29 protein-coding genes and 1 tRNA gene are annotated in these 26,669 nt (G+C 67.1%); 18 read left to right on the top strand and 12 right to left on the bottom strand.

The genetic code is table 11. The features are described from left to right. Positions 1-4: 4 nt before the first annotated feature. From tig to Q1B08_RS05285, 4 genes are all read right to left on the bottom strand, one after another. Entirely contained in the window at positions 5-1,330 is a 1,326-nt protein-coding gene (gene tig, locus Q1B08_RS05270; RefSeq protein ID WP_299815832.1) for a trigger factor, read from the bottom strand. Positions 1,331-1,529: 199 nt separating this feature from the next. Further along, positions 1,530-2,027: a winged helix DNA-binding protein gene (locus Q1B08_RS05275; protein WP_299815835.1), complete on the bottom strand. Its 498-nt coding sequence runs from the start codon at positions 2,025-2,027 to the stop codon at positions 1,530-1,532. A gap of 111 nt (positions 2,028-2,138) precedes the next feature. Then, complete coding sequence (locus tag Q1B08_RS05280; RefSeq protein WP_299815839.1) at positions 2,139-2,402, bottom strand: succinate dehydrogenase assembly factor 2; 264 nt, start codon at positions 2,400-2,402, stop codon at positions 2,139-2,141. Beyond that, entirely contained in the window at positions 2,399-2,785 is a 387-nt protein-coding gene (locus tag Q1B08_RS05285; RefSeq protein ID WP_299815842.1) for a helix-turn-helix transcriptional regulator, read from the bottom strand. Before Q1B08_RS05285 ends, Q1B08_RS05280 begins: the two co-directional genes overlap by 4 nt. Positions 2,786-2,861: 76 nt before the next feature. On the opposite strand from Q1B08_RS05285, the gene Q1B08_RS05290 reads away from it, so the two are divergent. From Q1B08_RS05290 to Q1B08_RS05325, 8 genes are all read left to right on the top strand, one after another. Continuing rightward, on the top strand, positions 2,862-4,064 hold the full coding sequence (locus Q1B08_RS05290) for a pyridoxal phosphate-dependent aminotransferase (protein WP_299815845.1): 1,203 nt from the start codon (positions 2,862-2,864) through the stop codon (positions 4,062-4,064). After that, complete coding sequence (locus Q1B08_RS05295; protein WP_299815847.1) at positions 4,061-4,468, top strand: hypothetical protein; 408 nt, start codon at positions 4,061-4,063, stop codon at positions 4,466-4,468. Before Q1B08_RS05290 ends, Q1B08_RS05295 begins: the two co-directional genes overlap by 4 nt. Positions 4,469-4,535: 67 nt before the next feature. Next, complete coding sequence (gene xth / locus Q1B08_RS05300; protein ID WP_299815850.1) at positions 4,536-5,318, top strand: exodeoxyribonuclease III; 783 nt, start codon at positions 4,536-4,538, stop codon at positions 5,316-5,318. An 8-nt stretch (positions 5,319-5,326) separates the two neighbouring features. Continuing rightward, positions 5,327-6,370: an aldo/keto reductase gene (locus tag Q1B08_RS05305; RefSeq protein WP_299815853.1), complete on the top strand. Its 1,044-nt coding sequence runs from the start codon at positions 5,327-5,329 to the stop codon at positions 6,368-6,370. A 133-nt stretch (positions 6,371-6,503) separates the two neighbouring features. Further along, on the top strand, positions 6,504-6,986 hold the full coding sequence (locus Q1B08_RS05310; protein WP_299815856.1) for a ClpXP protease specificity-enhancing factor SspB: 483 nt from the start codon (positions 6,504-6,506) through the stop codon (positions 6,984-6,986). A 75-nt stretch (positions 6,987-7,061) separates the two neighbouring features. After that, on the top strand, positions 7,062-8,456 hold the full coding sequence (fumC, locus tag Q1B08_RS05315) for a class II fumarate hydratase (RefSeq protein WP_299815858.1): 1,395 nt from the start codon (positions 7,062-7,064) through the stop codon (positions 8,454-8,456). Positions 8,457-8,460: 4 nt separating this feature from the next. After that, positions 8,461-8,715: a DUF4169 family protein gene (locus tag Q1B08_RS05320; protein WP_299815860.1), complete on the top strand. Its 255-nt coding sequence runs from the start codon at positions 8,461-8,463 to the stop codon at positions 8,713-8,715. Next, positions 8,712-8,963 carry a ribbon-helix-helix domain-containing protein gene (locus Q1B08_RS05325; RefSeq protein ID WP_299815862.1) on the top strand — a complete coding sequence of 84 codons (252 nt, stop codon included), beginning with the start codon at positions 8,712-8,714 and terminating at the stop codon, positions 8,961-8,963. The genes Q1B08_RS05320 and Q1B08_RS05325 overlap by 4 nt, the downstream gene beginning before the upstream one ends. A gap of 35 nt (positions 8,964-8,998) precedes the next feature. Here the strand turns inward: Q1B08_RS05325 and Q1B08_RS05330 are convergent, their stop codons facing one another. The 3 genes from Q1B08_RS05330 to Q1B08_RS05340 are packed head-to-tail and all read right to left on the bottom strand — an operon-like array spanning position 8,999 to position 11,833. Further along, complete coding sequence (locus Q1B08_RS05330) at positions 8,999-10,129, bottom strand: mechanosensitive ion channel family protein (protein WP_299815864.1); 1,131 nt, start codon at positions 10,127-10,129, stop codon at positions 8,999-9,001. A gap of 40 nt (positions 10,130-10,169) precedes the next feature. Next, positions 10,170-11,264: a 3-dehydroquinate synthase gene (aroB, locus tag Q1B08_RS05335; RefSeq protein WP_299815867.1), complete on the bottom strand. Its 1,095-nt coding sequence runs from the start codon at positions 11,262-11,264 to the stop codon at positions 10,170-10,172. Beyond that, positions 11,261-11,833, bottom strand: a complete 573-nt coding sequence (locus Q1B08_RS05340; protein ID WP_299816353.1) for a shikimate kinase — start codon at positions 11,831-11,833, stop codon at positions 11,261-11,263. The genes aroB and Q1B08_RS05340 overlap by 4 nt, the downstream gene beginning before the upstream one ends. A gap of 95 nt (positions 11,834-11,928) precedes the next feature. Between Q1B08_RS05340 and Q1B08_RS05345 the strand changes: the two genes are divergently transcribed. From Q1B08_RS05345 to Q1B08_RS05375, 7 genes are all read left to right on the top strand, one after another. Next, positions 11,929-12,057, top strand: a complete 129-nt coding sequence (locus Q1B08_RS05345; protein WP_299815870.1) for a hypothetical protein — start codon at positions 11,929-11,931, stop codon at positions 12,055-12,057. After that, positions 12,047-13,552 (top strand): hypothetical protein, encoded by a 1,506-nt coding sequence (locus tag Q1B08_RS05350; RefSeq protein ID WP_299815873.1) that lies wholly within the window; start codon positions 12,047-12,049, stop codon positions 13,550-13,552. Before Q1B08_RS05345 ends, Q1B08_RS05350 begins: the two co-directional genes overlap by 11 nt. An 11-nt stretch (positions 13,553-13,563) precedes the next feature. Continuing rightward, entirely contained in the window at positions 13,564-14,487 is a 924-nt protein-coding gene (locus Q1B08_RS05355; RefSeq protein WP_299816355.1) for a site-specific tyrosine recombinase XerD, read from the top strand. Positions 14,488-14,508: 21 nt separating this feature from the next. Then, the gene (locus tag Q1B08_RS05360) at positions 14,509-15,822 is read left to right on the top strand and encodes an HlyC/CorC family transporter (protein WP_299815876.1); all 1,314 of its coding nucleotides are present in this window, start codon (positions 14,509-14,511) and stop codon (positions 15,820-15,822) included. 85 nt (positions 15,823-15,907) lie between these two features. Continuing rightward, positions 15,908-16,600 (top strand): lysozyme inhibitor LprI family protein, encoded by a 693-nt coding sequence (locus Q1B08_RS05365; RefSeq protein ID WP_366139971.1) that lies wholly within the window; start codon positions 15,908-15,910, stop codon positions 16,598-16,600. Then, positions 16,593-17,129, top strand: coding sequence for a hypothetical protein (locus Q1B08_RS05370; protein WP_299815882.1), 537 nt, complete (start codon positions 16,593-16,595; stop codon positions 17,127-17,129). Before Q1B08_RS05365 ends, Q1B08_RS05370 begins: the two co-directional genes overlap by 8 nt. A 91-nt stretch (positions 17,130-17,220) precedes the next feature. Next, complete coding sequence (locus tag Q1B08_RS05375; RefSeq protein WP_299815885.1) at positions 17,221-18,138, top strand: CAP domain-containing protein; 918 nt, start codon at positions 17,221-17,223, stop codon at positions 18,136-18,138. A 120-nt stretch (positions 18,139-18,258) separates the two neighbouring features. On the opposite strand, the gene Q1B08_RS05380 is transcribed toward Q1B08_RS05375, so the two are convergent. The 5 genes from Q1B08_RS05380 to pdxH all read right to left on the bottom strand — a co-directional run bounded on the left by Q1B08_RS05380 (position 18,259) and on the right by pdxH (position 24,511). Further along, positions 18,259-21,927, bottom strand: coding sequence for a vitamin B12-dependent ribonucleotide reductase (locus Q1B08_RS05380; RefSeq protein ID WP_299815888.1), 3,669 nt, complete (start codon positions 21,925-21,927; stop codon positions 18,259-18,261). Positions 21,928-22,620: 693 nt separating this feature from the next. After that, positions 22,621-22,697, bottom strand: a tRNA-Pro gene (locus Q1B08_RS05385). A gap of 40 nt (positions 22,698-22,737) precedes the next feature. Next, complete coding sequence (locus tag Q1B08_RS05390) at positions 22,738-23,223, bottom strand: DUF192 domain-containing protein (RefSeq protein ID WP_299815891.1); 486 nt, start codon at positions 23,221-23,223, stop codon at positions 22,738-22,740. After that, positions 23,202-23,738: a cold shock protein gene (locus Q1B08_RS05395; RefSeq protein WP_299815894.1), complete on the bottom strand. Its 537-nt coding sequence runs from the start codon at positions 23,736-23,738 to the stop codon at positions 23,202-23,204. Before Q1B08_RS05395 ends, Q1B08_RS05390 begins: the two co-directional genes overlap by 22 nt. Before the next feature lie 155 nt (positions 23,739-23,893). Then, positions 23,894-24,511 carry a pyridoxamine 5'-phosphate oxidase gene (gene pdxH, locus Q1B08_RS05400; protein WP_299815897.1) on the bottom strand — a complete coding sequence of 206 codons (618 nt, stop codon included), beginning with the start codon at positions 24,509-24,511 and terminating at the stop codon, positions 23,894-23,896. A gap of 90 nt (positions 24,512-24,601) precedes the next feature. Here pdxH and fabI point away from each other — a divergent pair, with 90 nt between their 5' ends. From fabI to Q1B08_RS05415, 3 genes are read left to right on the top strand one after another with little or no spacing between them, the layout of a single operon-like run. Further along, the gene (gene fabI / locus Q1B08_RS05405; protein ID WP_299815901.1) at positions 24,602-25,441 is read left to right on the top strand and encodes an enoyl-ACP reductase FabI; all 840 of its coding nucleotides are present in this window, start codon (positions 24,602-24,604) and stop codon (positions 25,439-25,441) included. After that, positions 25,441-26,055 carry a LysE family translocator gene (locus tag Q1B08_RS05410; RefSeq protein WP_299815905.1) on the top strand — a complete coding sequence of 205 codons (615 nt, stop codon included), beginning with the start codon at positions 25,441-25,443 and terminating at the stop codon, positions 26,053-26,055. The genes fabI and Q1B08_RS05410 overlap by 1 nt, the downstream gene beginning before the upstream one ends. Further along, positions 26,052-26,666 (top strand): LysE family transporter, encoded by a 615-nt coding sequence (locus Q1B08_RS05415; protein WP_299815908.1) that lies wholly within the window; start codon positions 26,052-26,054, stop codon positions 26,664-26,666. Before Q1B08_RS05410 ends, Q1B08_RS05415 begins: the two co-directional genes overlap by 4 nt. Positions 26,667-26,669: the final 3 nt, after the last annotated feature.

Genomic DNA, 26,669 nt, shown 5'->3' on the forward strand with positions numbered 1-26,669 from the left:
CCGATCAGACCTCTTCGAGCTTCTCGACCTCGGTCTGAAGCTCTTCCTTGGTGACGGTCTTCTCCGTTACGGCAGCGCGCTCCAAGATCAGGTCGATCACCTTGTCCTCGAAGAGCGGCGCGCGAAGCTGCTGCTGGGCCTGCTGGTTCTTCTGAATGAACTCGAAGAACTCGCGCTCCTGCCCCGGATACTGACGCGCCTGGGTCATGATCGCCTGCGTCATTTCCGCGTCGGAGACCTGGACCCCCTCCTTCTGGCCAAGCTCGGCCAGAAGCAGGCCGAGCCGCACCCGGCGCTCGGCCAGCTTGCGATGATCGTCGTTCGGCTCGATCTTCGGATGGTCGTGGCCCTGAACGTCCGGGTTCTCCTCGTGCCAGAGCTGATGCGCGATCTGCTGCGCCTCGGCATCCACGAGCGAGGACGGCAGCTCGAAGGTCACGAGCTCGTCGAGTTGATCGAGGAGCTGACGCTTCACCACCTGACGGGCGGCGCTGTCGTATTCGCTCTTCAGACGATCGGAGATCTGGGTTTTCAGCGCGTCGAGGCTGTCGGCGCCGAACTGCTTGGCGAGTTCGTCGTTGATCTCGGCCTCGGCCGGCTTCTTCACCTCCTTGACGGTGCAGTCGAAGGTCGCCGCCTTGCCAGCAAGATGCGGCGCCTGGTACTCGGCCGGGAAGCTTACCTCGACCTGCTTTTCCTCGCCCTTCGAGACGCCGACGAGCTGCTCCTCGAAGCCCGGAATGAAGCTGCCCGAGCCGAGCACGAGCGGATAATCCTCGGCGGAGCCGCCGTCGAAGGGCTCGCCGTCGACCTTGCCGACGAAATCGAAGACGACCTGATCGCCGTTCTCGGCCGCGCCGTCCTTCGCCTCGAAGGTCTGCGCGTTCTTGGCAAGGCTCTGCAGCGCTTCGTCGATGTCGGCCTCGGCCGGCTCGACCGAGAGCTTCTCGATCGCGACGCCGGAGAAGTCCACGTCGGGCACCGTCGGCAGCGCCTCGTAGCTCAGGGTGACCTCGACGTCGTCGCCTTCCTTCCAGTCCTGGTTGGCCATCTCGACCTTGGGCTGGATCGCCGGCCGGTCGCCCGAGTTCTCGAAATGCTTGCCCATCGCGCCATCGATGGCCTCCTGCATGGCTTCGCCCATCAGGCGCTGGCCGAACTGCTTTTTCAGGAGCGGCATCGGCACCTTGCCCTTGCGGAAGCCCTTCATTTCGATCGTCGGCCGGGCCTCGGTCAGCTTTTCGTTGACCTTCGTATCGAGATCGGCGGCGGGCACCGTGATGGTGTAGCCGCGCTTGAGGCCTTCGTTCAGGGTCTCGGTGACCAGCATGGGATGTTCCTTCCGCGTTCCGAATCCGGGCCCCGCGGGACCTGGTTGCATATGCAAACGCCCCGCCGGGAAGGCGAGGTTGAATCGGTGGCGTTTCTATGAGCGGAAAGATCGGGAAGCAAGCCGGTTTCACCGGCGGGAAGACGGGGCATTCTGCCTCGCATCCGTGGGACCGGGCGGCAAAACCCGCCCGGCGCAATCAGTAGATGTAGCGGATCTGATCGGACCAGTAGCGCTCCACGCGGCGCAGCGTGGAAACGATCTCGACGAGGCCCGCGTCGGACAGGACGCCGGTATGGCGGATGCCGTCGGCATGGCGAGCGAACAGGCTCTCGATCGCATCGCGGACCTCCCGGCCCTTGGCGGTCAGACGGACGCGGACCGCGCGCCGGTCGATCTCGCAGCGCTGATGGTGCATGTAGCCCATCTCGACGAGCTTCTTGAGATTGTAGCTCACGTTGGAGCCCTGGTAGTAGCCGCGCGACTTCAGTTCGCCCGCGGTCACCTCGTTCTCGCCGATGTTGAAGAGCAGCAGGCCCTGTACGGCGTTGACCTCAAGGATGCCGAGACGCTCGAACTCGTCCTTGATGACGTCCAGAAGGAGGCGGTGCAGACGCTCGACCAGCGTCAGCGCGTCGAGATAGCCGGACATGAAGTCCGGCTCATTCCGGGGTTGAATGTTTTCCAGTCGGCTCATGGCTTGCCCTAATTCTCGCGATGTCACTGCGCGGAATAAAGCTTCAACATGCTGATATTTCGTTAAACGAAGAACGAACTTGCGACAGCTTCGTCGAGATATCGATCGAGATCAGCGGGCCCGGCCGGGATCGCGGACGGACAGCTCCGCGACAAGCGGGGCGAAGCGCGCCGGCGGGGCGGCCTGCCCGGTGACCCAGGCGAAAAGGTCGTGGTCGTTCTCGTCCAGGGCGGCCTCGAAGGTCGCGATCTCGTCCTCGTCCATGGCGGCGAGCCGGTCGTCCGCGTAACCGCCGAGGATCAGGTCCATCTCCTTGATGCCGCGGCGCCAGGCGCGGATCCGCAGCCTTTTGCGACGTATCCCGGTTTCGCTCACCGTTCCACCTCGAGCCGGGCCCGAAGCCGGGATTCCAAGAGATGCAGACGGTCGGTCAGGCCCGCCGCCTCCCGCGCGAGACGCCCGACCTCCTCCAGCATCTCACCGTCGCGCGGCGCGTCCGTGGTGACCGGTCCCTTGCCGACGCCGGTCATCAGCCAGACGAGCGACACGTTGAGGATACCCGCCAGCATGGAGACCCGGTTGGCCCGCGGCTCGGTCCGGTCGCCCTCCCAGGCGCGGATGGTCTTGACCTTGACGCCGAGCCGCTCGGCCAGTCCCTCCACGTCGAGACCCGCCGCCTCGCGCGCGCCGGTCAGGCGGTCGCCGAAGGTCGTCGCAGCCGGATCGTACCAATCTGCGGTCTCGGTCGTCTCGTCCATCGCGAGGCTCCTTGAATGCCGGTGTCGCGCAACCTAGGACGGGGCCGATCCCGTGCCAACCCGGAGTTCCGACCTCATGGCGTTCCTTTCCGACACATTGTCCCGAGTCACGCCGTCGCCGACAATCGCGGTGACGAACAAGGCGCGCGAGCTGAAGGCGGAAGGCCGCGACGTGATCGGCCTGGGCGCGGGCGAGCCGGATTTCGACACGCCCAAGAACATCAAGGCCGCGGCGATCCGCGCGATCGAGGCGGGACATACCAAATACACGGCCGTCGACGGCATCCCCGAGCTGAAGAAGGCGATCTGCGCCAAGTTCCGGCGCGACAACGGGCTCGACTACGCTCCGTCGCAGGTCACCGTCGGCACCGGCGGCAAGCAGGTCCTCTACAACGCGTTCGTCGCGACGCTCAATCCGGGCGACGAGGTCGTCATCCCCGCGCCCTACTGGGTGAGCTATCCCGACATGGTCCGCCTCGCGGGCGGCGAGGCGGTGATCGCGGAAGCGGGGATCGAGACAGGCTTCAAGCTCACGCCCGAGGCGCTGGAGGCGGCGATCACGGAGCGGACCAAGTGGTTCGTGTTCAATTCCCCCTCGAACCCGACCGGCGCGGCCTATTCGGCCGAGGAGCTTAAGCGCCTGACCGACGTGCTCCTGCGGCACCCGCATGTCTGGGTGCTCTCCGACGACATGTATGAGCATCTGGTTTTCGACAACTTCGTCTTCGCCACGCCCGCGCAGGTGGAGCCCGCGCTCTACGACCGCACGCTCACGGTGAACGGCGTGTCCAAGGCTTATGCGATGACCGGCTGGCGGATCGGCTACGCGGCCGGGCCGGAGGAGCTGATCGCGGCGATGCGCAAGGTGCAGTCGCAATCCACCTCCAATCCCTGCTCGGTCAGCCAGTACGCCGCGCTCGAGGCGCTCGACGGGACGCAGGACTTCATCCGCCCCAATCAGACGCTCTTCCGCGGGCGGCGCGATCTTGTGGTGGAGGGGCTGAACAGCTGCCCGGGCATCGACTGTCCGAAGCCCGAGGGGGCGTTCTACGTCTATCCCTCGATCGCCGGCTGCATCGGCAAGACGAGCCGCGGCGGGGCGGAGATCGTCGATGACGAGGCCTTCGCGACCGCGCTCCTCGAGGATGAGAACGTGGCCGTGGTCTTCGGCGCGGCGTTCGGCCTGAGCCCGTATTTCCGCGTCAGCTACGCCACCGGCGAGGACGCGCTGCGCGAGGCCTGCACGCGGATCCGGCGCTTCTGCGAGGGCCTTTCGTGACCGCCACGGGCGCGCTGCCGCCGCTTTACTTCCGCGTCAAAGAGAACGGCGCGCTGGTTTTCCGCGTCGAGACGCAGAACCGGGAGCGGCGGCTCGAGCTCGTGCCCATCGCGTCGGTCAATGTCCGCAACGGCGAGATCCGGCCGCAGGGCGGCGGCGAACTCGCGGAAGGCGACCGTGCGGCCATGGAAAACTGGATCGCCGAGCGGAACGCCGAACTGGCCCGGCGCGAGATGTCGGGGCTGGGCGAGCTGATCGAGGGGTTGAACCTCGCGGCGCAATGGGCGCAGGCGCGCGCGACGCCGGAGGAGCTCGACGCCGTGACCGACCGGCTGCTCCTGGCGATGCACGACCTGCGCTCGGTGCTGGCCAGAAAACGGGCGGAACGGTTCATCGGCGGCTGAGGCGGGGGCGCTGCCCCACGCGCTCCGCGCGCCCCCGAGATATTTCCAAAGCAAAGACGCGAGGCCCATGAAGATCGCGACCTACAACATCAACGGGATCAAGGCCCGCTACGAGACGGTGTCGGCGTGGCTGCGCGAGGACGCGCCCGACGTCGCGGTCCTGCAGGAAATCAAGTCTGCCGACGCCGTCTTTCCGCACGAGATGGTGGAGGATGCCGGCTACGAGCTGCATGTCCACGGCCAGAAGGGATTCAACGGCGTAGCGCTCCTGTCGAAGACGCCGCTGGAGGACGTGACGCGCGGCCTGCCCGGCGACGATGCGGACGAGCAGGCCCGCTACATCGAGGGCACGGTGATCGGCGATGCGGGTGCCGTGCGCGTCTGCGGGCTCTACCTGCCCAACGGTAATCCGGCGCCGGGGCCGAAATACGACTACAAGCTCGCATGGATGGCACGACTGGAGGCGCGGGCGCGGAACCTGCTCGCCGCCGAGATCCCGTTCCTGATGACCGGCGATTTCAACGTCATCCCCGACGCGCGCGACGCGACGCGACCCGAAATCTGGGAGACCGACGCGCTCGGCCTGCCCGCGACGAGGACGGCGTGGCGCCGGCTTCTGAACCTCGGTCTGACGGAAGCGTTCCGCGCCCGCACGCCCGCCCCCGGCCATTACAGCTTCTGGGACTACCAGGGCGGCGCCTGGGATCGCGGCAACGGGATCCGCATCGACCATTTCCTGCTCTCGCCCGCCATCGCGGACCGAATGCGGGACTGCACGATCCAGACCGAAATGCGCGGGCGGGAAAAACCGTCCGACCACGTTCCGGTCTGGCTCGACCTCGACCTCTAGGAGACTTCATGCGCACCGTACCGCTCGGCCGACACGACACCATTTCCGAGATCATGCTCGGCACCATGACCTGGGGCCGGCAGACCGGCGAGGCGGACGCCCACCGGCAGCTCGACATGGCGATCGAGGCCGGCGTGACCTGGCTCGACACGGCGGAGATGTATCCCGTGAACCCGGTTCGCGCGGAAACGGTCGGCGACACCGAGACGATCATCGGCAACTGGGTCGCCAAGGGAAACGCGGATCGCATCCGCATCGCCACCAAGCATGCGGGCAAGGGCGGGCTCGCGCATGACGGTGCGCCGATCACCTCCGCGAGCATCCCGCGCGCGATCGAGGCCTCGCTGACGCGCCTGCGGGTCGAGACGATCGACCTCTACCAGTTCCACTGGCCCAACCGGGGCAGCTTCCAGTTCCGCAAGTACTGGAACTACCGCCCGGAGGGTCGGCGCGACGCGATCCTACAGGACATGGCCGATTGCGTCGGCGCGTTGGAGCGCGAGATCGAGCGGGGAACGATCCGGGCCTTCGGCACCTCCAACGAATCGACCTGGGGCATGGATCAGTGGTTGCGTCTCTCCGGACGGGACGCGGCCGGCGACGGCCCTGCGCGGCCGGTCTCGATCCAGAACGAGTATTCGCTCCTTTTCCGGCTCGCCGACACCGACCTGACCGAGATGATGGTCTACGAGAACGTCACCATGCTTGCCTTTTCGCCCCTCGCGGCGGGGATCGCGACGGGCAAGTACCAGAACGGAGCGCTGCCCGAAGGTTCGCGCCGGTCGATCAACGAGGGGATGGGCGGCCGCTGGTCGGAGCGGGTGGAGCCGATCACCGGCATCTACCTCGAACTCGCGATGGCGCACGGGATCGATCCGGTCCACATGGCGCTGGCCTGGCTGCAGACCCGGCCCTTCGCCTGCTCGGCCATCCTCGGCGCGACCACCGCCGACCAGCTCGCGCATGGGTTGGCGGCACAGGACATGGTGCTGTCCGAAGAGGTCGTCTCCGCCATCGACGCGATCAACCGCGGCAATCCCCTGCCCTACTAGACCGGTCACAGGGCCGGATCGGGGGCGAAGGCGCCGGGGCGGAGTGCGCATCGCGTTGGCGGAGTGGCGCTGCCCCCTTGCCGCCCCCGGGGCCGTCTGGTCTACCATGACGCAAACGTGAGGCTCGGAAGCAATGGCCGACACATCCGATACGATCGACTACGGCACGATGATGCACGACGCGATGCGCGACCTGATCGCGCGGGTCCTGCGGCGCGTTGCCGAGACCGGCCTGCCGGGGGAACATCATTTCTTCATCTCCTTCGATACGACCCATCCCGGAGTGGAGATCGCGGATTGGCTGCGCGAACGGTATCCCGACGACATGACCATCGTGCTCCAGCACTGGTTCGACGCGCTCGACGTGCGCGACGACGGCTTTTCCGTGGTGCTGAATTTCGGCGACAATCCCGAGCCGATCACCGTGCCCTGGGGCGCGATGAAGACTTTCGTCGATCCGTCCGTCGAGTTCGGCTTCCGGTTCGAGCATCGCACGGGCGATCCCGACGACGACCCTGACGGACACGACGAGGAAGCGCCCTTCGAGGAGATCGAGGACGACGACGCGCCGCATCAAGACGCCGAGATCGTGCGCCTCGACCGGTTCCGCAAATGACGCGGATCGCCTGACCTGATCTTCCATTCCAGCGGCGCGCGGCCGGCGCGACGCGCGACCGACGGAGCCACCACGATGACCGAGACCCGAACCGAAACCGACAGCTTCGGCCCCCTCGAGGTGCCCGCCGCCAAGTACTGGGGCGCGCAGACGCAGCGGTCGATCCGGAACTTCCCGATCGGTTGGGAAAGGCAGCCCGTCGCCATCGTCCGCGCGCTCGGCGTCATCAAACTCGCCGCGGCGCGGGTGAACCTCGATTTCGGCGATCTCGACGCCGATCTCGCGCAGGCCATCGAGCAGGCCGCGCAGGAGGTCGTGGACGGCCGCTTCGACGACAACTTCCCCCTCGTCGTCTGGCAAACCGGGTCGGGCACGCAATCGAACATGAACGCCAACGAGGTGATCGCGAACCGCGCCATCGAGATCCTGAACGGCGAGATCGGCTCGAAGAGCCCCGTCCACCCGAACGACCATTGCAATATGGGCCAGTCGTCCAACGACACGTTCCCGACGGCCATGCATGTGGCGATCGGGATGACCGCCCGCGACATCCTTCTGCCGGGTCTGCGCAAGCTGCACGACGCGCTCGCCGCCAAGGCCGGGGAGTTCGCGGACATCATCAAGATCGGCCGGACCCATACGCAGGACGCGACGCCGCTGACCCTCGGTCAGGAGTTTGGCGGCTACGCCCATCAGGTCGCCAAGGGAATCGAGCGGGTCGAGGCCTGCCTGCCGGACATCTACGAACTGGCGCAGGGCGGCACGGCGGTCGGCACGGGTCTCAACACACGGAAGGGCTTCGCCGAGAAGGTCGCGACCGAGATCGCGGAGATCACCGGCCTGCCCTTCGTCACCGCACCCAACAAGTTCGAGGCACTGGCCGCGCATGACGCGATGGTCATGTTCTCGGGCGCGCTGAAGACCGTCGCGGCGAGCCTCTTCAAGATCGCCAACGACATGCGGTTCCTGGGGTCGGGGCCGCGCTCGGGGCTGGGCGAGCTGATCTTGCCGGAGAACGAACCCGGCTCCTCGATCATGCCGGGCAAGGTGAATCCGACACAGGCCGAAGCGCTGACGATGGTCTGCGCGCAGGTCATGGGCAACGACGCCGCCGTAGGCTTCGCCGGCAGCCAGGGGCATTTCGAGCTCAACGTCTACAACCCGATGATGAGCTACAACGTCCTGCAATCCATGCAGCTTCTGGGCGATGCCGCGTCGAGCTTCACCGACAACATGGTCGCGGGCACGCAGGCAAACGTGGAGCGGATCGAAAAGCTGATGAAGGAGAGCCTGATGCTGGTCACCGCGCTTGCCCCCACGATCGGCTACGACAACGCGACGAAGGTGGCGAAGACCGCGCACCGCAACGGCACGACCCTCCGGGAAGAGGCGATCGGCCTCGGCCTCGTCGACGCTGAAACGTTCGACCGGGTCGTCCGACCGGAGGACATGATCGGGCCGAAGGACTGAACGCATGACGTCGAACGCGCGCGGGGACGGAACGGGCGGCAAGGTCATCAGCCTTTCGCGCATCCGCAAGGCCCGCGCGCGTGACGCGAAGCGGGCGGAAGCGGATGCCAACGCGGCGAAGCACGGTCAGCCAAAGGCGGAACGATCCCGGACCGAGGCGGAGAACGCGAAGGTCCGCCGCGACCTCGAGGCCCATCGCCGCGACGACCCCCCGGAAAACGACGGGCTGCCGGAGGATGACGGACCCGACATCGCATGACCGACCTGCGGCCCCGCAAGCGCTCCCTGACCCTGCACGGCCACCGGACCTCGGTCTCGCTGGAGGACGCCTTCTGGTGCGAGTTCCAGAACATTGCGAAATCCAAGGGCCTTTCGGTCAATGCCCTCGCCGCGCGGATCGACCGGGACCGGGGCGTCAGCGCGGGCCTGGCCTCGGCTATCCGGGTGGCCGTGCTCCAGGATCTGCGCGCCCGGGTCGACCGTGAAAGCGCCCCGCAAGGTTTTTGAGCCGCGGCGCCCCGCCCGGGCAACCGCCCGACGCGTCAGGCCGACCCGACCGGTCGCGGCGGGGCGTCCGAAGGGTGGCCGCACATGGACCAGCCATTCTCCAGCACCATCTCGGCCCGCAGCCGCGGCAGAGCTGCCGGATGCGTCGCCTGCATCCAGGCGATGACCTTCTCGCGCACCTCGCAGCGGAGATCCCAGTTCGTCGGCGAATCGTGCGAGGACATCAACGCGCGGAGCTGCATCACCGTCTTGTCGGTCTCGACCACCTGAAGGTTCGCGACCTTGCCGTCCCATCGCGAACTCGCACGAATGATGCGCTCGACCTCCGTGCGCATCTCCTCGACCGGCATCGTGTAGTCGACGTACCAGAAGACGGAGCCCATGATCGTCGCGTTCTGCCGGGTCCAGTTCTGGAACGGCTGCTCGATGAAATAGCTGAGCGGCACCACGAGCCGGCGCCAGTCCCAGATGCGGACCACGACGAAGGTGGCGAAGATTTCCTCGATCCAGCCCCATTCGCCCTCGACCACCACCACGTCGTCGATCCGGATCGGCTGGGTCAGCGCGATCTGGATGCCGGCGATCAGGTTCGACAGGACGGGCCGGGCGGCCAGTCCCACTACGAGCCCCGCGGCACCGGCCGAAGCGAAGAGCGACACGCCGTAGCGGCGCACTCCCTCGAAGGTCATCAGCACCGCGGCCACCGTTAGAAGCACCGTCACGATCGTCACCGCCTGCCGCAGGATGCGGACCTGCGTCAGGAACTTCCGCGCCATCAGGTTGTCGGCCGTGTCGAGCCGGTGATGCCGCAGCGAACGCTCGGTCAGGAGGTCCATGACCACCAGCACGCTCCAGCCCACGAGCACGATGATCGCGATCAACACGCCGTGGCTGAGGAAGGACGCCAGCCGGTCGGGAAAGGTCAAGCCTTGCGTAACGAGCGCGATGGCCAGAAGCGACAGGGCAAGCCGCAGGGGACGCCGGGCGCGACGAAGGAACCGCGCGACGATCGTATCTTGCAGCAGGAGCCGGCGTTGCAGCACGCTGAAGATCGCCGCATGGGCAACAACCGCCACGGCGATCGCACCGAGCACCTTCGCGAGGGGTTCGAGGACGGGGGAGAACTCGGCCCAAAAGGTCGGCAGGCGCGGCAGGAAATCGTTCATCCGCCCTCATTGCCGCAGCGCGGCGCCGAAGTGCAACCGCTTAGGCAGAGGCGTCCAGAACGGCGCGCACCACGTCCGGCGGCACGGCGTCGGTGACGAAAGCCGCGCCGATCCCCCGCGCGAGGATGAAGCGAAGCCGCCCGTCGATGACCTTCTTGTCCTGTCCCATCAGGTCGACCAGCGTCGCCGCATCCGGAAGATCGCCGGGAATGTCGCGCAGGTCGCGCGGCAGGCCCATCGCGTGCAGGTGTGCGCGCACCCGGCCCGGCAATTCCTGCGCGCAGAGACCGAGTCGCGCCGAAAGGTCGAAGGCCAGCGCGCAGCCGATCACGACGCCCTCGCCGTGGAGGAGGCGGTCGGAATAGCCCGTCGCCGCCTCGAGCGCGTGCCCGAAGGTGTGGCCGAGATTCAGAAGCGCGCGGTCGCCCTGCTCTGTCTCGTCGCGCCGCACGATATCGGCCTTCATCGCGACCGAGCGGCGCACCGCCTCGGCCCCTAGGGCCGCGTCCGTCTCCAGGTTCGGCGCGTGTTCCTCGAGCCATTCGAAGAACGCCGCATCTCCCAGAAGCCCGTATTTCATGACCTCGCCGTAGCCCGCGCGAAAGTCCCGCGCGGGCAGGGTCGAGAGCAGATCCACGTCGGCCAGGACGAGCACGGGCTGGTGGAACGCGCCGACGAGGTTCTTGCCGTGCCGCGTATTGATCCCGGTCTTGCCGCCGACGGAGCTGTCGACCTGCGCCAGAAGCGTTGTCGGCACCTGCACGAAGCGCACGCCGCGCCGCAAGATCGCGGCCGCGAAGCCTGCCAGATCCCCGATGACGCCCCCGCCGAGCGCCACGACGACGTCGCCCCGCTCGCAGCGCTGGTCGAGCAGCCATTCGACCGCCTGCGTCAGCCCCGCCCAGCCCTTGGTCCCCTCTCCCGGCGCGAGCGCGAGGGCGGGCGCTTCGATCGCGCCCAACCCGGCCCGGAACGCGTCGAGATGATGCGCCGCGACCCGGTCCTCCGTGAGGACGAAGACGCGCCGGAGTCGCAGATGCGGTCCGATCAGGTCGCCCGCCCGCGCAAGAAGCCCCCGGCCGACATGCACGTCGTAGGCACGCGCGCCGAGATCGACATGGACGACGTCGCTCATGCCAGCACCCCCGCTTGCTTCAGCGTGTCGACGACCCGCCCGGTCATGCCGGCGATGGAGACGTCCGGGTCGCTCTCTACCGCCAGGTCGGCCTCGGCATAGGCGGGCGTGCGGCTCTCGAGTAGCTCGAGGAGCGTGGCCTTCGGGTCCGCGGTCATCAGCAACGGACGGGTCGTCTTGTGGCGCACGCGGCTCCACAAAAGCTCCCCGTCCGCGCGCAGCCAGACCGAAACGCCCAAACGTCGGATGGCTTCTCGGTTCTCGGGCCGCAGGAAGGCGCCGCCGCCGGTCGAGAGAATTCCCGGCCCCGCGGCCAGCACCCGTCGCAGCACCTCCGTCTCGCGCCGCCGAAAGAACGCCTCGCCGTCGCGCTCGAAGATTTCGGGGATGGTCATGCGGGCCGCGGCGACCATCTCCTCGTCGGTATCGCGGAACGGCACACGCAGGCGCATGGCGAGGGCGGTGCCGACGGCGGTCTTGCCCGAGCCCATCATGCCGACGAGGACGACCGGTCGCATCAGCCGCAAACCCCGTTCGGCCGTCACGATCCCCGGCACCCTGTTGCCCATGTGCTGCACTGTTCCCCCCTGCGCTGTTGCCGCGCCGATTGCCATCTATATCCCGGGCCGCCACAATGGATGCAACGATAACGCTGAAGGCGAGCATGCTCCAGTTCCTCAAGTATCTCCTTATCCTCCTGATCCTCGGAACGCTCGGGCTTTGGGGATATTCGTACCTCCTCGAACCGGACACCGCGCCGGTGAACGAGACGATCCAGATCGATGCGGGCTGACGTCCTGCTCCTGACCTTTCTGGTCCTCGGCGGGCCGGCGGTGGCGCAGACTGACGCGCCGGCTTCCGCGATCCCGTGGCTATCGGACAGTTTGCGCGCACCGGACGCCGCGCCGGCAGAGGTCGAGGCGACGCCGCTGGAGGGCACGGAAATCAGCACGTCCCCGCTGTCCGGCACGCGTCGCGACGCGGTGGGCCTCCTCCCCGCCAACGCGACCGGCCTGCCACGCGATGCGTTCGCGGGTTCCGATCCGCACCGCGTGGCGGAACTGATCGCCGAGCTGCCACAGGACGCGTTGCCGGCGGTGCAGGACCTCGTGCTGATGCTGCTTCTGGCCGAGCTCGACCCGCCTGTCGCCGCGACCGACGGCGACACGCTCTTCTTCGCGCGCGTGGATGCACTTCTGCGGTTCGGAGCGCTGGAACAGGCACAGGCGCTTCTTGAACGGGCGGGCGCCACGGATTCGGAGGCGTTCCGGCGCTGGTTCGACGTCTCGCTTCTGACGGGCTACGATGCCCGGGCCTGCGATGCGATGACCGCCAATCCGGGCGTCGCGCCGACGCTTCCGGCCCGCATCTTCTGCCTTTCGCGCACCGGCGACTGGGCGGCGGCGTGGCTGTCGCTCGACACCGGGCGGGCGCTCGGCGCCGTGTCGGAGGAAGAGTACGCGCTGCTTGCCGCGTTCCTCGATCCCGAGGGCGTGGAACTCCTGCCGCCGCCCCCCGCGCCCGTTCCGATGACGCCGCTCGCTTTCCGCCTTCTCGACGGGATCAGCGAGGCGCCGCCAACGCAGCCGCTGCCTCTCGCTTTCGCGGTGGTCGACCTCAGGACGACCACGGGCTGGAAGGCGCAGATCGAGGCGGCGGAGCGGCTCGTCCGGGCGCAGGCGCTCGACCCGAACCGGCTCCTGGCGCTTTATACCGAACGCCGCCCCGCCGCGTCCGGCAGCGTCTGGGATCGGGCCGCGGCGGTGCAGGCGCTCGATCGGGCGCTGCTCGCACAGGACGCGGACGCGGTCGCCGCGGCGCTGCCGGACGCGGTCGAACGGATGGCGGAGGCGGGCCTGCTGGTGCCGTTCGCGACGCTCTTCGGCGCGCAGCTTGCCGGGTTGTCGGTCCAAGGGGCGGCGGCGGAGGCAGCGCTTCGCGTCGGACTCCTGTCGCCCGCTCATGCGGCGGTCGCGGCCTCCGCCGAGCCGGTGGACCCGCGCGACCGCATGGCCGTGGCCATCGCGCGCGGCGCGCACCCGGGCGATCCGCCCGAAGACCCGCTGGCGCGCGCGGTGGCGGACGGTTTTGCAGCCTCGGCTCCCGAGGATCTTGCGCGGCTTGCCGGGGAGAAGCGGTTGGGCGAGGCGCTCCTGCGCGTCGCGAAATCCCTCGCGTCCGGCGCGGAGACCGACCCCCGGGACGTCGCGCGCGGTCTCGCATTTCTTCGATCCGTCGGTCAGGAGGACGTTGCGCGACGGATCGCCCTGCAGATGCTGCTCCTGTGAACTGGGTCGAGATGTTCCTCGAGGCGCAGGCCGCCGAACGCGGGGCCGCGCTGAACTCACTCCTCGCCTATCGGCGCGACCTTACGGATTACCTCGCCCATCTGCGTGTGAAAGGCCGCGACCCCGAAAGCGCCACGCGCGGCGACATCGAGAGATACCTCATTGCCTGCGAGGCGGCCGGGCTTGCCGCCTCGACCCGGGCGCGACGGCTGGCGGCCATCCGGGGGCTCTACCGTTTCGCCTATGAGGAGGGCCTGCGCCAGGACGACCCGGCGATCCGCGTCACCGGCCCCACCAAGCCCAAGAGCCTGCCCAAGACGCTGAGCGAGGCCGAGGTGGACGCGCTTCTCGACGCGGCCGAGGAGATGGGCCGGACGGAAACGGAGCGCCTGCGCGACACCTGCCTGATGCAGCTGCTTTACGCGACCGGCATGCGGGTGAGCGAGCTGGTCGGCCTGCCGGTCTCGTCGGCCCGGGGCGATCCGCGAATGCTCCTCGTGCGCGGCAAGGGGGGCAAGGAACGCATGGTCCCGCTTTCCCCCGCGGCCCGCGCGGCGCTGACGGCCTGGCTCGTCCGCCGCGACGAGGACGAGGCGGCGGGGCACGCCGCGAAGGGCACGCCGCCCTCCGCGCACCTGTTCCCGTCGCGCGGCAGGTCCGGGCACTTCACGCGAATCTGGTTCCATTCCCGTCTCAAGCTTCTCGCCGCCCATGCCGAGCTCGACCCCGCCCGCGTCAGCCCGCACGTCCTGCGCCATGCCTTTGCCACGCACCTTCTGTCCGGCGGGGCGGATCTGCGCGCGATCCAGACGATGCTGGGCCATGCCGACATCTCGACGACCGAGATCTATACCCACGTCCTCGAGACCCGCCTGCGCGAATTGGTGCTTACCCATCACCCGCTGGCCCGACCGGATCCGCTTGAAGGGTCCTGACGTCACGCCCATAACCCGCGAATGGAACAATCGATCGAAACCTTCAACTGGGGCGCCACCATCGGCACGGCGCTGGCCATCCTCGTGCTGCTCGCGATGTCGGCCTTCTTCTCCGGCTCCGAGACGGCGCTCACCGCGGCGAGCCGGGGAAAACTCCGTAGTCAGGCCGACAAGGGCAGCAGCACGGCCGCGCGTGCGTTGAAAGTCACGGAGGATAGCGAACGCCTCATCGGTTCGGTCCTGCTTGGCAACAACATCGTCAACATCCTCGCCGCCTCGCTCGCCACCGCGCTCTTCACCACGGTGTTCGGCGATGGTGGCGTGGCGATCGCGACGTTGGTGATGACGCTTCTCGTGCTCATTTTTGCGGAGGTGCTGCCGAAGACCTACGCGATCACCAACCCCGAACGCGCGGCAAGCCTCGTGGCGCCGTCGATCTCGATCATCATCCAGGTCTTTTCGCCGGTCGTCTTCGCGGTCCGCAAGCTCGTACGCGGCGTATTGCGCCTCTTCGGTGTCGACGCCGATCCGAACACCAACATCATGTCCGCGCACGAGGAGATCGTGGGCGCGATCACTCTCGGCCATACCGAAGGCGGCGTCGAGAAGGAGGATCGCGACCGGCTTCTGGGCGCGCTCGATCTGGGTGAGCGCTTCGTGGAGGAGATCATGCTCCACCGCTCCGGCATCGAGATGATCGACGTCGAAAGCGCGCCCGCCGAGATCCTCGACCAGTGCCTCGCAAGCCGCCACACCCGCCTGCCCGTCTACCGTGACGAGCCCGAGAACATCATTGGGGTCCTCCATTCCAAGGATCTCCTGCGGGCGATCGACCGGATGGTCCGTCACGAGGGCGGCGGCGTCGATGCGGTGAAGAAGCTGCGAGTGACCGAGGTGATGATGAAGCCCTACTTCATCCCCGAAACCACCACGCTCGACGACCAGATGCGGGAGTTCCTGAAGCGGCACACGCATTTCGCTCTGGTCGTCGACGAGTACGGCGCCCTGCAGGGACTTATCACGCTTGAGGACATCCTCGAGGAGATCGTGGGCGAGATCACCGATGAGTACGATCAGCCCGACGCGCCGGTGGTCGAGCCCGAGGCGGACGGAACTTACGTGATCGACGGCCAGATGACGATCCGCGACCTGAATCGCGCCACCGACTGGAGCCTGCCCGACGAGGAGGCGAACACCGTCGCGGGCCTGGTGATCCACGAGGCGCAGACGATCCCGACCACGGGTCAGGTCTTCAGCTTCCACGGCTTCCGTTTCGAAGTCGCGGCGCGGGAAGCCAACCGGATCACGCAGCTGCGCATACGCAAGCTCGCCTGAACCCCGAGGTCGGGTTTCCCGTCGTTCCGGATGGGGGCCGTTCGTGCTACGATGGTTCCGTCGCGTAATGAGTTCCGTTCGTCTCATGTCTTCCAAAGCAACCGCGCTTTTTTGCATCTTGCTATGCGCCGGCCCCGTTCGGGCCGATCCGAGCTTCGATTGCGCGCGGGCCGGGACCCCGAGCGAACACGCCATCTGCACGGATCCGGGCATGGCCGCGCTCGACACGCGTTTGGCTTCCCTGTTCCGGCGCGCGTCAGCCGCCGGCGACGCGGACGAGTTGCGGGCGGACCAGTTGGCATGGTTGCGCTGGCGCGACCATTGCCGGGCCGACACGCGCTGCCTCTACCGACGCTACGAACAGCGCGTCCGCGAACTCCAAGCGGTCGGAGCCCCGCCGCGCGGGGAAACCGGAAGCGCCAGTCCGGGCGGGCGGGAGTCCAAGAGCACGCGGCTCGTCGAAGGTCGCTTCGAACGGGTTCTTCCCGATGGAACGATCGCCTGGACCGCGGTCGACGGCTCCGGCTCGGGAATGATCTTCGCCGACGGGTCCGAAAGCGTCACCCTTCGCAGCCAGGCCGTGCCCCCGACTTTCCCGGGCTTCCCTCCGAACGGGACCGCCTGGGCAGCCGCGCTGGAGTCGAACATGCTCGGCATCATCGACGCAATCCTGCCGCCCGCCGACCGCGCCGCCTATCGCGCTTTCCATGCCGGCGTTCCCCAGCCCGCACGGATCGACCGCCATGTTCGCGCCATCCGGATCCTGATCGGTGATTGACGCGATCCTCCGGGCCTTGTTGGCTGCGATGTTCGTCATGCTTGTCGCCGGCGCGGTGCTTGCGCAAGACAACGAAAGCGACCCGTTCGGCGCGCTGACGAAGATCTTCGATGAGCCGGTGCAGGTCCTCCCCGACGGCGCTGACCCCGAGTTGATCTTTCCCGACCTGCCCCTGGGCTTCGAGCCGAGCGATGCGACCCTCGCAGCGATCGATGTCGCCGTGCACGATTACTACGCTTATCGAACCGAGCAATACGCGCACCGGCAGGCCGTCTTCGCCTGGCAGCACAGCTCGTCGCGCCTTCTTTTCTTCGTGGTGATCGGGGTCGTGCTCGTCGGGCTATACTTCTCATGGCTGCAATTCCACGCCGCGCGGACGGGGCGGGATCTGACGCCCACCACGCTCGAGGCGTCCAAGACCGGCCTGAAGGTCAGCTCCCCGGTTCTTGGCGTGATCATCCTGCTGCTGTCGCTGGCATTCTTTTATCTCTACCTCGTGCACGTCTACCCGATCAGCGAGGTCTTCTGACGCGCGGGCGCGTGTTTTCGCGCGATGGAACGCCCTCGCGTCCCGCCAGGTTCGCTTTGGAGCAAGCGACGCCGGCAAGGAGAGATCGTCCATGAGACACCGCGCTATCACCCTCGGTCTGGCCGCCATCGCGTCCTGCGCCCTCGGTCCGCCCCTCGCCGCGCAGGAGGTGGACCGACTGGACGAGATGCGGCGGCACGCGCTCGAACGGGTCAACGACGCCCGGGACGAGGCCGGACTTTCCGCGCTCCGTCCCGATGCCGGCCTGAACGAGGCCGCGCAGAACCACGCGACCGATATGGTCGCGCGGGATTTCTATGCGCATGTCGGACCCGACGGGCGGACGCCGCGCGACCGGTTCCTCGCCACCGGCGGGAGCCGCTGGTCGCTCAGCGGCGAGAACATCGCCATGTGTTCCGGCTGCACACCGCCGCCCGACCAAGAACGCGTCGAGGCGTTCCAGACCGGTTGGATGCAGAGTCCCGGGCATCGCGAGAACATTCTCGCCGAAGGATTCGACCGGTTCGGGTTCGGCATCTCCGGCGGGGGCGACGAGATTTATGCCGTACAAACGTTCTCGGGCGCCGGGTCGGACGGCGATGGCACGGCGCTGGACGACGAAGGGACCCGCGCCGCCGCCCTCGATGCCGTGAACGCCCGGCGTGCGGATCGTGATCTTTCGCCGCTGGAGGGGAGTGCGGCGCTCGACACGGTCGCGGAACGGATACGGGATGACATGACGTCGGAGGGCGGGCTCCCCGACGATCTATTCGGCCTTTTGCCCGAGGACGCGACGGGCTGGACCAGCCTTTCGGTCCTCAGCGGGAGCCGCGGCGGCCTGGGATCGTCCCTTTCATCCGAAGACGTCGTTGTCTTCGTCGATAATTGGGCCTCGGCCGACGGCAAGGCGTCGCTCGGCGACACGCGCGCCGGCTATTTCGGCTTCGCCGCCGCGACGCGCGCCGACGGCCGCGCCACGGCCGTCGCTGTGTTCGGAGGAAAAGACTGACAGGTTGGTGCGGGGGCGTGGTGCCGGCATTCCGGCAGCGCCCGACCGTTCCGACTTCTTCGTAGCCGACGTGCTGAAAGGCAGGCGTGACGGTATCCCGTCACGCCTCAGCCGCGTCCCTCAGCTACATCCCGACGTCCCGCCGCAGGTGTTGCACTTCATGCAGGTGCCGTTGCGGACCAGCGTGTAGTTGCCGCATTCGCCGCAGGCCTCGCCCTCGTAGCCCTGCATCTTGGCCTTGGCCCGCGGGTCGAGGCTCGTCGTCATGGCGACGGTCGACGTCTCGGATTGCGCGACCGTCATCGTGTCGCCCCGGCCCCGCGCGAGCTCCGCCGCAACGCGGTCGGCCCCGCCGCGGAGGGCGACAAGGTCGCTCGGCAGCCGCTTGCGAAGATAGCCCGAAGAGGTGACCGACTTGATGACCTCCAGCGACTTCGACGCCGCCGAACGCTCGACCGGGGCGACATTGCCATCCTCGCCCCTGGCCGCCTCCGCCTCGCCGATGGAGTCGAAGGTCGTCCCCTGCGGCTTCACATGCGCCAAGTCCTCCCGGTCGAGATAGCTGACGGCGAGCTCGCGGAAGATGTAGTCGAGCACCGAGGTCGCGTTCTTGATCGAGTCGTTGCCCTGCACCATGCCCGCGGGCTCGAACTTGGTGAAGGTGAAGGCATCGACGAATTCCTCGAGCGGCACGCCGTATTGCAGGCCCACCGACACGGCGATGGCGAAGTTGTTCATCATCGCCCGGAAGCCCGCGCCTTCCTTGTGCATGTCGATGAAGATTTCGCCGAGATTGCCGTCGGCATACTCGCCGGTCCGCAGATAGACCTTGTGGCCGCCGACCACCGCCTTCTGCGTGTAGCCCTTGCGGCGTTCCGGCATCTTCTCGCGGTGGCTGCGGACGACTTCCTTGACGACGATCTTCTCGATCACCTTCTCGGCCAGAACCTGCGCTTTCGCGGCGGGCGAGCCGCTTTCCAGCACCTCCGCGGCGTCGTCGTCATCCTCGACGAGCGACGCGGCAAGCGGCTGGCTGAGCTTCGAGCCGTCGCGGTAGAGCGCGTTGGCCTTCACGCCGAGCGACCAGGAAAGCTCGTAGGCGGCCTTGCAATCCTCGATCGTGGCCGCGTTGGGCATGTTGATCGTCTTGGAGATCGCGCCCGAGATGAAGCTCTGCGCGGCGGCCATCATGTGGATATGGCTTTCGACCGACAGGAAGCGCTTGCCCTTCTTGCCGCAGGGATTGGCGCAGTCGAAGATGGACAGGTGTCCGGGCTTGAGACCCGGCGCGCCTTCCAGCGTCATGGTCCCGCAGACATGGTCGTTCGCCGCCTCGATCTCCTTCTTCGAGAAGCCCAGATGTCGCAGCAGGTCGAAGGTCGGATCGTTCAGCTTCGCCGCCGGAATGCCCAGCGTCTCCGTGCAGAACCGCTCGCCCAGCGTCCACTGATTGAACACGAAGCGGATGTCGAAGGCCGAGGGCAGCGCGGCCTCGATCTTGTCGAGCTCGGCCTTGCCGAAACCGTGGCCGATCAGCGCCGTGTGGTTGATGCCGGGCGCGTTGCCCAGGGAGGCGTGGCCCACGGCGTAGCCGATGATCTCGCCGATCTGCGCTTCGCCATAGCCGAGCTTGCGAAGTGCCGCGGGCACCGACTGGTTGATGATCTTGAAGTAGCCGCCGCCGGCCAGCTTCTTGAATTTCACCAGCGCAAAATCCGGCTCGATCCCCGTTGTGTCGCAATCCATGACGAGCCCGATCGTGCCCGTGGGCGCGATCACGGTCGCCTGTGCGTTGCGGAAGCCGCTGACCTCGCCCCGCGCCACCACGTCGTCCCAGATCGCGGCGGCCAGTTCCGTCAGCCGTCCGTCGGGGCAGCCCGCGATGTCGAGCGCGACCGGGTTCACGGCGAGCGACTCGTAGCCCTCGGTCCGCCCCTGCGCGGCGTTGCGGTGATTGCGCATCACCCGCAGCATGTGATCGGCGTTCTTCGGATAGCCGGGGAACGGTCCGAGCTCGCCCGCCATCTCCGCCGAGGTCGCGTAGGACGTGCCGGTCATCACCGCCGTCAGCGCCCCGCAGAGTGCCCGGCCCTCACGGGAATCGTAGCCCAGCCCCATGTTCATCAGAAGCCCGCCGATATTGGCGTAGCCCAGACCCAGCGTGCGGAAATCGTAGCTGCGCTGCGCGATCTCCTTCGACGGGAACTGCGCCATCGCCACCGAAATTTCGAGCGTGATCGTCCAGAACCGGCAGGCATGGACATAGCCCTCATGATCGAAAGCGCCGTCGTCGCGCAGGAACTTCAGAAGGTTCAGCGAGGCCAGATTGCAGGCCGTGTCGTCGAGGAACATGTATTCCGAGCACGGGTTCGAGCCGCGGATCGGCCCATCCTCCGGGCAGGTATGCCAGTCGTTTACGGTGTCGTGGAACTGGATGCCCGGATCGGCGCAGGCCCAGGCGGCGTGGCCCACCTTGTCCCAGAGCGCGCGCGCCTTGACCGTCCGCGCGACGCGGCCGTCCGTGCGGTTCGTCAGCTCCCAGTCGGCGTCCTTCTCGACGGCGTAAAGGAAGCCGTTCGTCACCCGCACCGAGTTGTTGGAGTTCTGGCCCGAGACGGTGTTGTAGGCCTCGCTGTCCCAGTCGGTGTCGTAGACCGGGAACTCGATGCTGTCGTAGCCCTGCGCGGCGTATTGCAGGACACGCATGATGTAGGCCTCTGGAATCATCTGCTTCTTCGCCGAGCGGATGACCGATTTGAGCGCCTCGTTGACGGTCGGATCGGTCGCGTCCTCCAGCGCGCCGTCCCAGGCACGGACCGCCTGCATGACCTTCGTGAGCTGCGCCTGATGCGCCTTGGACCCGGCGACGAGGGCCGCGACCTTCTGCTCCTCGATCACCTTCCACTCGATGAAGGCCTCGATGTCGGGATGGTCCATGTCGACGATGACCATCTTGGCCGCCCGCCGCGTGGTGCCGCCCGACTTGATCGCCCCCGCCGCACGGTCGCCGATCCGGAGGAAGCCCATCAGGCCGGAAGACTTGCCGCCGCCGGACAGCGCCTCGCCCTCGGCCCGCAAGCTCGAGAAGTTGGTCCCTGTGCCGGAGCCGTACTTGAAGAGCCGCGCCTCGCGAACCCAGAGGTCCATGATCCCGCCGTCGTTGACGAGGTCGTCGGAAACGGACTGGATGAAGCAGGCATGCGGCTGCGGATGCTCATAGGACGATTTCGAGCGAACCAGCTTGCCGGTCTGCGGATCGACGTAATGGTGCCCCTGCGCCGGGCCGTCGATGCCGTAGGCCCAATGCAAACCGGTGTTGAACCATTGCGGCGAGTTCGGCGCGGCCATCTGACGGGCGAGCATCGCGCGCATCTCGTCGAAATAGGTGCGCGCGTCCTCCTCGCTCGAGAAGTAGCCGCCCTTCCAGCCCCAATAGGCCCAGGCCCCGGCCAGCCGGTCGAAGACCTGCTTCGAGGAGGTCTCTCCGCCGAAGCGCTCGGCCTCGGGCAGTTCGGCCAACGCCTTCTCGTCGGGGACGGAGCGCCACAGGAACTCGGGCACATCCTTCTCCGGCACGCGCCTCAGCCGCGCGGCGACGCCGGCCTTGCGGAAATACTTCTGCGCGATCACGTCGGAGGCGACCTGGCTCCAGCCCTTCGGCACTTCGACGGCATCGAGCTTGAAGACGGCGCGGCCATCGGGATTGCGGATCTCGCTGGTCGTGGTCGTGAAGGTCAGCGCCGCGTAGGCGTCCTGTCCGCTTTCCGTGAATTTCCGCTCGAGCCGCATGGCCGCCTCCTGATCTGTCTGGTTGCGGATCGGCGAAATCCGTCGGAAGCCCGGCGCCGGAGCGCACCGCGACCGCACACCGACCAGGGCATGCCGAACCGTTCCGTGATCCATCGTCCCACCGACGACACCACCATATCTAGTGCCGTGCGTCGCTAAGATCGCAAATTAGAGGGCACGTAAATCCATCGTCAAGGATTCGAGGGTTAATGAAATCGAATGGTGAACGGCTGATCGCGCCTCTGCACCGCCTCGAGAAAAACGATCCACAGGATCCACAGCCTGTGAGGTATCGGGATCGGCAACGTGGCATGGCCCGACCGCGTCTTGCTCACCGGTTTTCCCCGTGCCCCGGCCTGTCCACGGTCTTCTACACAGCCCGGAGATTTTCTGTGGATAAGTCGTCGCTGCCTTCCGGATGCAACATCGGCCGGCAGACATTCGACGCCCCGCCGCTACGGATTGTCCCGGCAGCTCGGTTTCCCGCGACCGTGGCCCATCTGCATCATCAGGATCACGACACGGAATGGCAGGATGATCGAAGCAACGGCCATTCTCTGGCTCGTCCTCGGCATAGCCCTGATCGCATACCTGGCGAGGGTGATCGTCATCAGCACGTGAAGATCATGGAGATTGCCGAGGAGGTCACCGTGAAGTCGAACCGGACGGCGACTGACCCCTTAACTCTCGCGATGGTCGGGGCGGCGAGATTCGAACTCACGACCCCCTGTACCCAAAACAGGTGCGCTACCAGACTGCGCCACGCCCCGACATCCGCGCTCTAGCAGCGCAGAGCGGGCGGGGAAAGGCCTACTCGCAGGCCCACGCGGCCGTATCCTGCGGAAGCGCGGGGCTGCGCACCTCGTCGCCCGCGTCGATCCCGAGCCGGGCGGCCATGCCGCCGTTGATCTCCAGCACTGCGAGCGTCTGCGCGCCCGCAGGGATGGCCGTTTCGTCGAGCGGCACAGCGTTCTCATGGACCCGCACGACCCGCCCTTCCGCATCGATGAAGATCATGTCGAGCGGGATCAGCGTGTTCCGCATCCAGAAGGAGACGTCGCGCTCGGACGGGTAGACGAAGAGCATGCCGGCCAGTTGCGCCATTTCCTCACGAAACATGAGGCCCTGCGCCTGTTCCTCGGGGGTGCGCGCAAGCTCGATCCGGAAGCGAACCTTGCCGAAATCGCCGCGCAGATCGACCGCGTTCTCGTTGCAGCTCTGCGCGGAGGCCGGAAACGCGGCGAGCGCGACGGCGATCCCGAACGCGCCCGTCTTCAGGCGGTGTAGTATTCCCATCTGCGCACCTCGACGGCCAATCGTCCCCGCGCACCATCCAGCGCACGGATGCAGATTGCCTCCCCGGGTGCGAGGTCCGCAAGACCGAAGCGCCGCAAGACCTCCATGTGAACGAAGATGTCATCGTGCGTGCCGAAGACATTCGCGAAACCGAAACCCTTCGCCCGGTCGAACCACTTCACCCGGGCCGGCAGGTAGGGCACGTCATCGGGGATCGGCTGGAGGTATTCCGGTCCCGCACCGCCTTCCCGGTCCGGCGCCTCGATCGACAGGACTTCGACCGCCTGAAGGCCCCGGTCGCCCGCCTGATAGGTCAGGCGGATATGCGACCCGTCACTCACCGAGGATTGCCCGAAATTGCGCAGAACGTTGACGTGGAGCAACACGTCCTGCTCAACCGCGTCCGACACGACGAAGCCGAAGCCCCGTTGCGCGTCGAACCACTTGACCTCACCTTCGATCACGGGCGCCAAAACACGGTCCTCGACCGGCACATCAACAATCTTACTGCTCATCATTTTTACGTCTGTTTTGTTTTTTTCGTGTTTGCAAAAATGTATAGGTGGCGGTTCCCGGATCAAGGCGTTGGAGGGCCACGATGGATACCTTCAACGTAACGTTACGACGGGCGGCAGGATCCGGCCGAAACCCGATCCGGCCCCATCGCCCGTCAGGGATTGAGCCTGGCGACGTCCCAGCCTGCCTCGTCGGGAGCGGACCGCGAGAACCGGAAACGGTCATGGAGGCGGAACGCTCCGTCGGCCCAGAGCTCGATCTCGACAGGCTTGATGCGGAACCCGCCCCAGAACGGAGGCCGTTCCGGGTCCGCGCCCTTCGTCGCCGTGACCTTTGCGACCGCGGCCATCAGAGCGGCTCGGCTATCGAGCGGATGGGATTGCCGCGATGCCCAAGCGCCCAGCCGCGATTGCAGCGAGCGGGACCGGTAGTAGGCGTCCGCCTGCGCGTCGGCGACGCGTTCCACCGGGCCGCGTACGCGGACCTGCCGCCGCAAGGACTTCCAGTGCATCACGAAGGCCGCTTTGCCGCTCGCCTCGATCTCGCGGCCCTTCGCGCCCTCGAAATTCGTGTAGAAGACGAAGGCCCCCGGGTCGCGCTCGATCTCCTTCAGTAGAACCATGCGGACATTCGGCATCCCCTCCGCATCCGCGGTTGCCAGCGCGATGGCGTTCGGGTCGTTCGGCTCCGTCGCCCGGGCTTCCTCGAGCCAGCGCGCCGCGATGGCAACCGGATCGCTTCCCTTGAAAATGCCTTCGCGCTTCGGCGTCATCCCGCTGCCCCGCTTCCCTTGCCGCATCAGGGCCTTTCGCCTATTGCCGGGGCCGAGACAAGGTGGAAGCGGGGGACGACGGTGGGGATCATGGACGGCAAGCGCGGGCTCATCATGGGGCTCGCGAACGAGAAATCCATCGCGTGGGGCATCGCGAAGGCCTGCGCCGAGCAGGGCGCGGCCCTCGCCTTCAGCTATCAGGGCGAAGCGCTCAAGAAGCGCGTCGCGCCCCTCGCGAACCAGCTCGGGAGCGAGATCGTCATTCCCTGCGACGTGGGCGACGGCGCCTCCATCGACGCGATGTTCGCGGAACTCGGCACCCATTGGGACAATTTCGATTTCATCGTCCACGCGATCGGCTTCTCCGACAAGTCCGAGTTGCGCGGGCGCTATCTCGACACGTCGCTCGACAACTTCCTCAAGACCATGAACATTTCGGTCTATTCCTTCACGGCCGTGCTGCAGCGGGCGGAGAAGATGATGCGGAACGGCGGATCGGCCCTGACGCTGACCTATTACGGCGCCGAGAAGGTCATGCCGCATTACAACGTCATGGGTCTCGCCAAGGCCGCGCTGGAATGCTCGGTGCAGTATCTCGCCGAGGATCTGGGCCGCGACGGTATCCGCGTGAATGCGATCTCGGCGGGGACGATCAAGACGCTCGCCGCCTCGGGCATCGGCGACTTCCGCTACATCATGAAGTGGAACGAGTACAATTCGCCCCTGCGCCGCACCGTGACCATCGACGAGGTCGGCCAATCGGCAATGTATCTCCTGTCCGACCTGTCCTCGGCGGTCACGGGGACGGTGCACCATGTTGACGCAGGCTATCACGTCGTCGGCATGAAGAACGTGGACGCCCCCGATATCACGCTGGAGAGGCGCCCGGCCGATGGCGAGGCCACGGGACCGGCGGTGCAGAAGGGCTGATGGATGGGCTGACCGCCGGCCACCTGCTCGCCTTCAATGCGGCCCTCTTTCTTGCGGTCGCGGCGCCCGGCCCGGCCTTTCTCGTCTGTTTGCAGGCCTCGCTGCGGGGCGGCCCGCGCGAAGGCGTACTGACCGGGATCGGGCTCGCGGTCATGGCCGGTCTCTGGACCTTCGCGGCGCTGCTCGGGCTGGAGGCGGTCTTCGAGGCTTATCCCGTCGTATACACGATGATGAAGATCGGCGGCGGTCTCCTCGTGATCGCCTTTGCCGTCCAGACCTGGCTGGGCGCGGCCCGGCCCGTCGCCGATGCGCCGCCCGCCTCGCCGCGTCGTGCGTTCCTGCGGGGGTTTCTGCTCAATCTCGGCAATCCGAAATCGATCATCTTTTCCGTCGGCGTCCTCCTCGTGATCTTTCCGCCGAACCTGAGCGGCGTCACGATGCTCCTCGTCACGCTCGACCACATCGCGCTCGAGATCGCGGTCTATTCGACCCTCGCGACGCTCGTGTCGCGGGATGCGATCCGCGACCGCTACCTGGCGGCGAAACCGCTTCTGATGCGCGCGATGGGGATCGTCCTGGGCGGTCTCGGCCTCAGGCTTCTGGTGTCGCCGTGAGTCCGCTTGCCTTTCTCGGCGTCGCCGCGATCCACCTCGCAGCGGCGATCTCGCCCGGCCAGGCCTTCGTCCTCGCGGTGCGAACGGCCGCGGCCGAGGGATACCGGCCGGCACTCGGCCTCGCGCTCGGGTTCGGCATCGGTGCCTTCGTCTGGGCCGCTGCGGCACTTCTCGGCCTGTCACTCCTGTTCGAGACGCTGCCGGTTCTCTTTACCGCGATGAAGGTCGCGGGCGGCCTGTTCCTCGTCTATCTCGCCCTCCGCATGTGGCTACATGCGCCCGATCCCCTGCCGGCGATCGACCCTGCCGCCGCGCCACGCGGCCTCGGCTCGGCGATCCGGCTCGGGCTTCTCGCCATGCTCGCCAACCCGAAGCCCGCGATCTTCTTCGGCGCGGTCTTCGTCGGCCTCGTCCCCGCGACGGCGCTCGTCTGGGAGAAGGCCGTCATCCTCTTGAACATCCTCTGGGTCGAGGCGGCGTGGTACGTCGTCGTCGCCCGTGTCTTTTCCCTGCCCCGCGCCCGCGCGGCCTATGGCCGGCTCAAGACGGTCCTCGACCGGGGCCTCGGCCTCGCGCTCGGGGCGCTCGGCCTCCGTTTCGCCATCCCGTAAGAG

Origin of the sequence: uncultured Jannaschia sp., from assembly GCF_947494025.1 — a bacterium.
Lineage (GTDB): Bacteria > Pseudomonadota > Alphaproteobacteria > Rhodobacterales > Rhodobacteraceae > Jannaschia.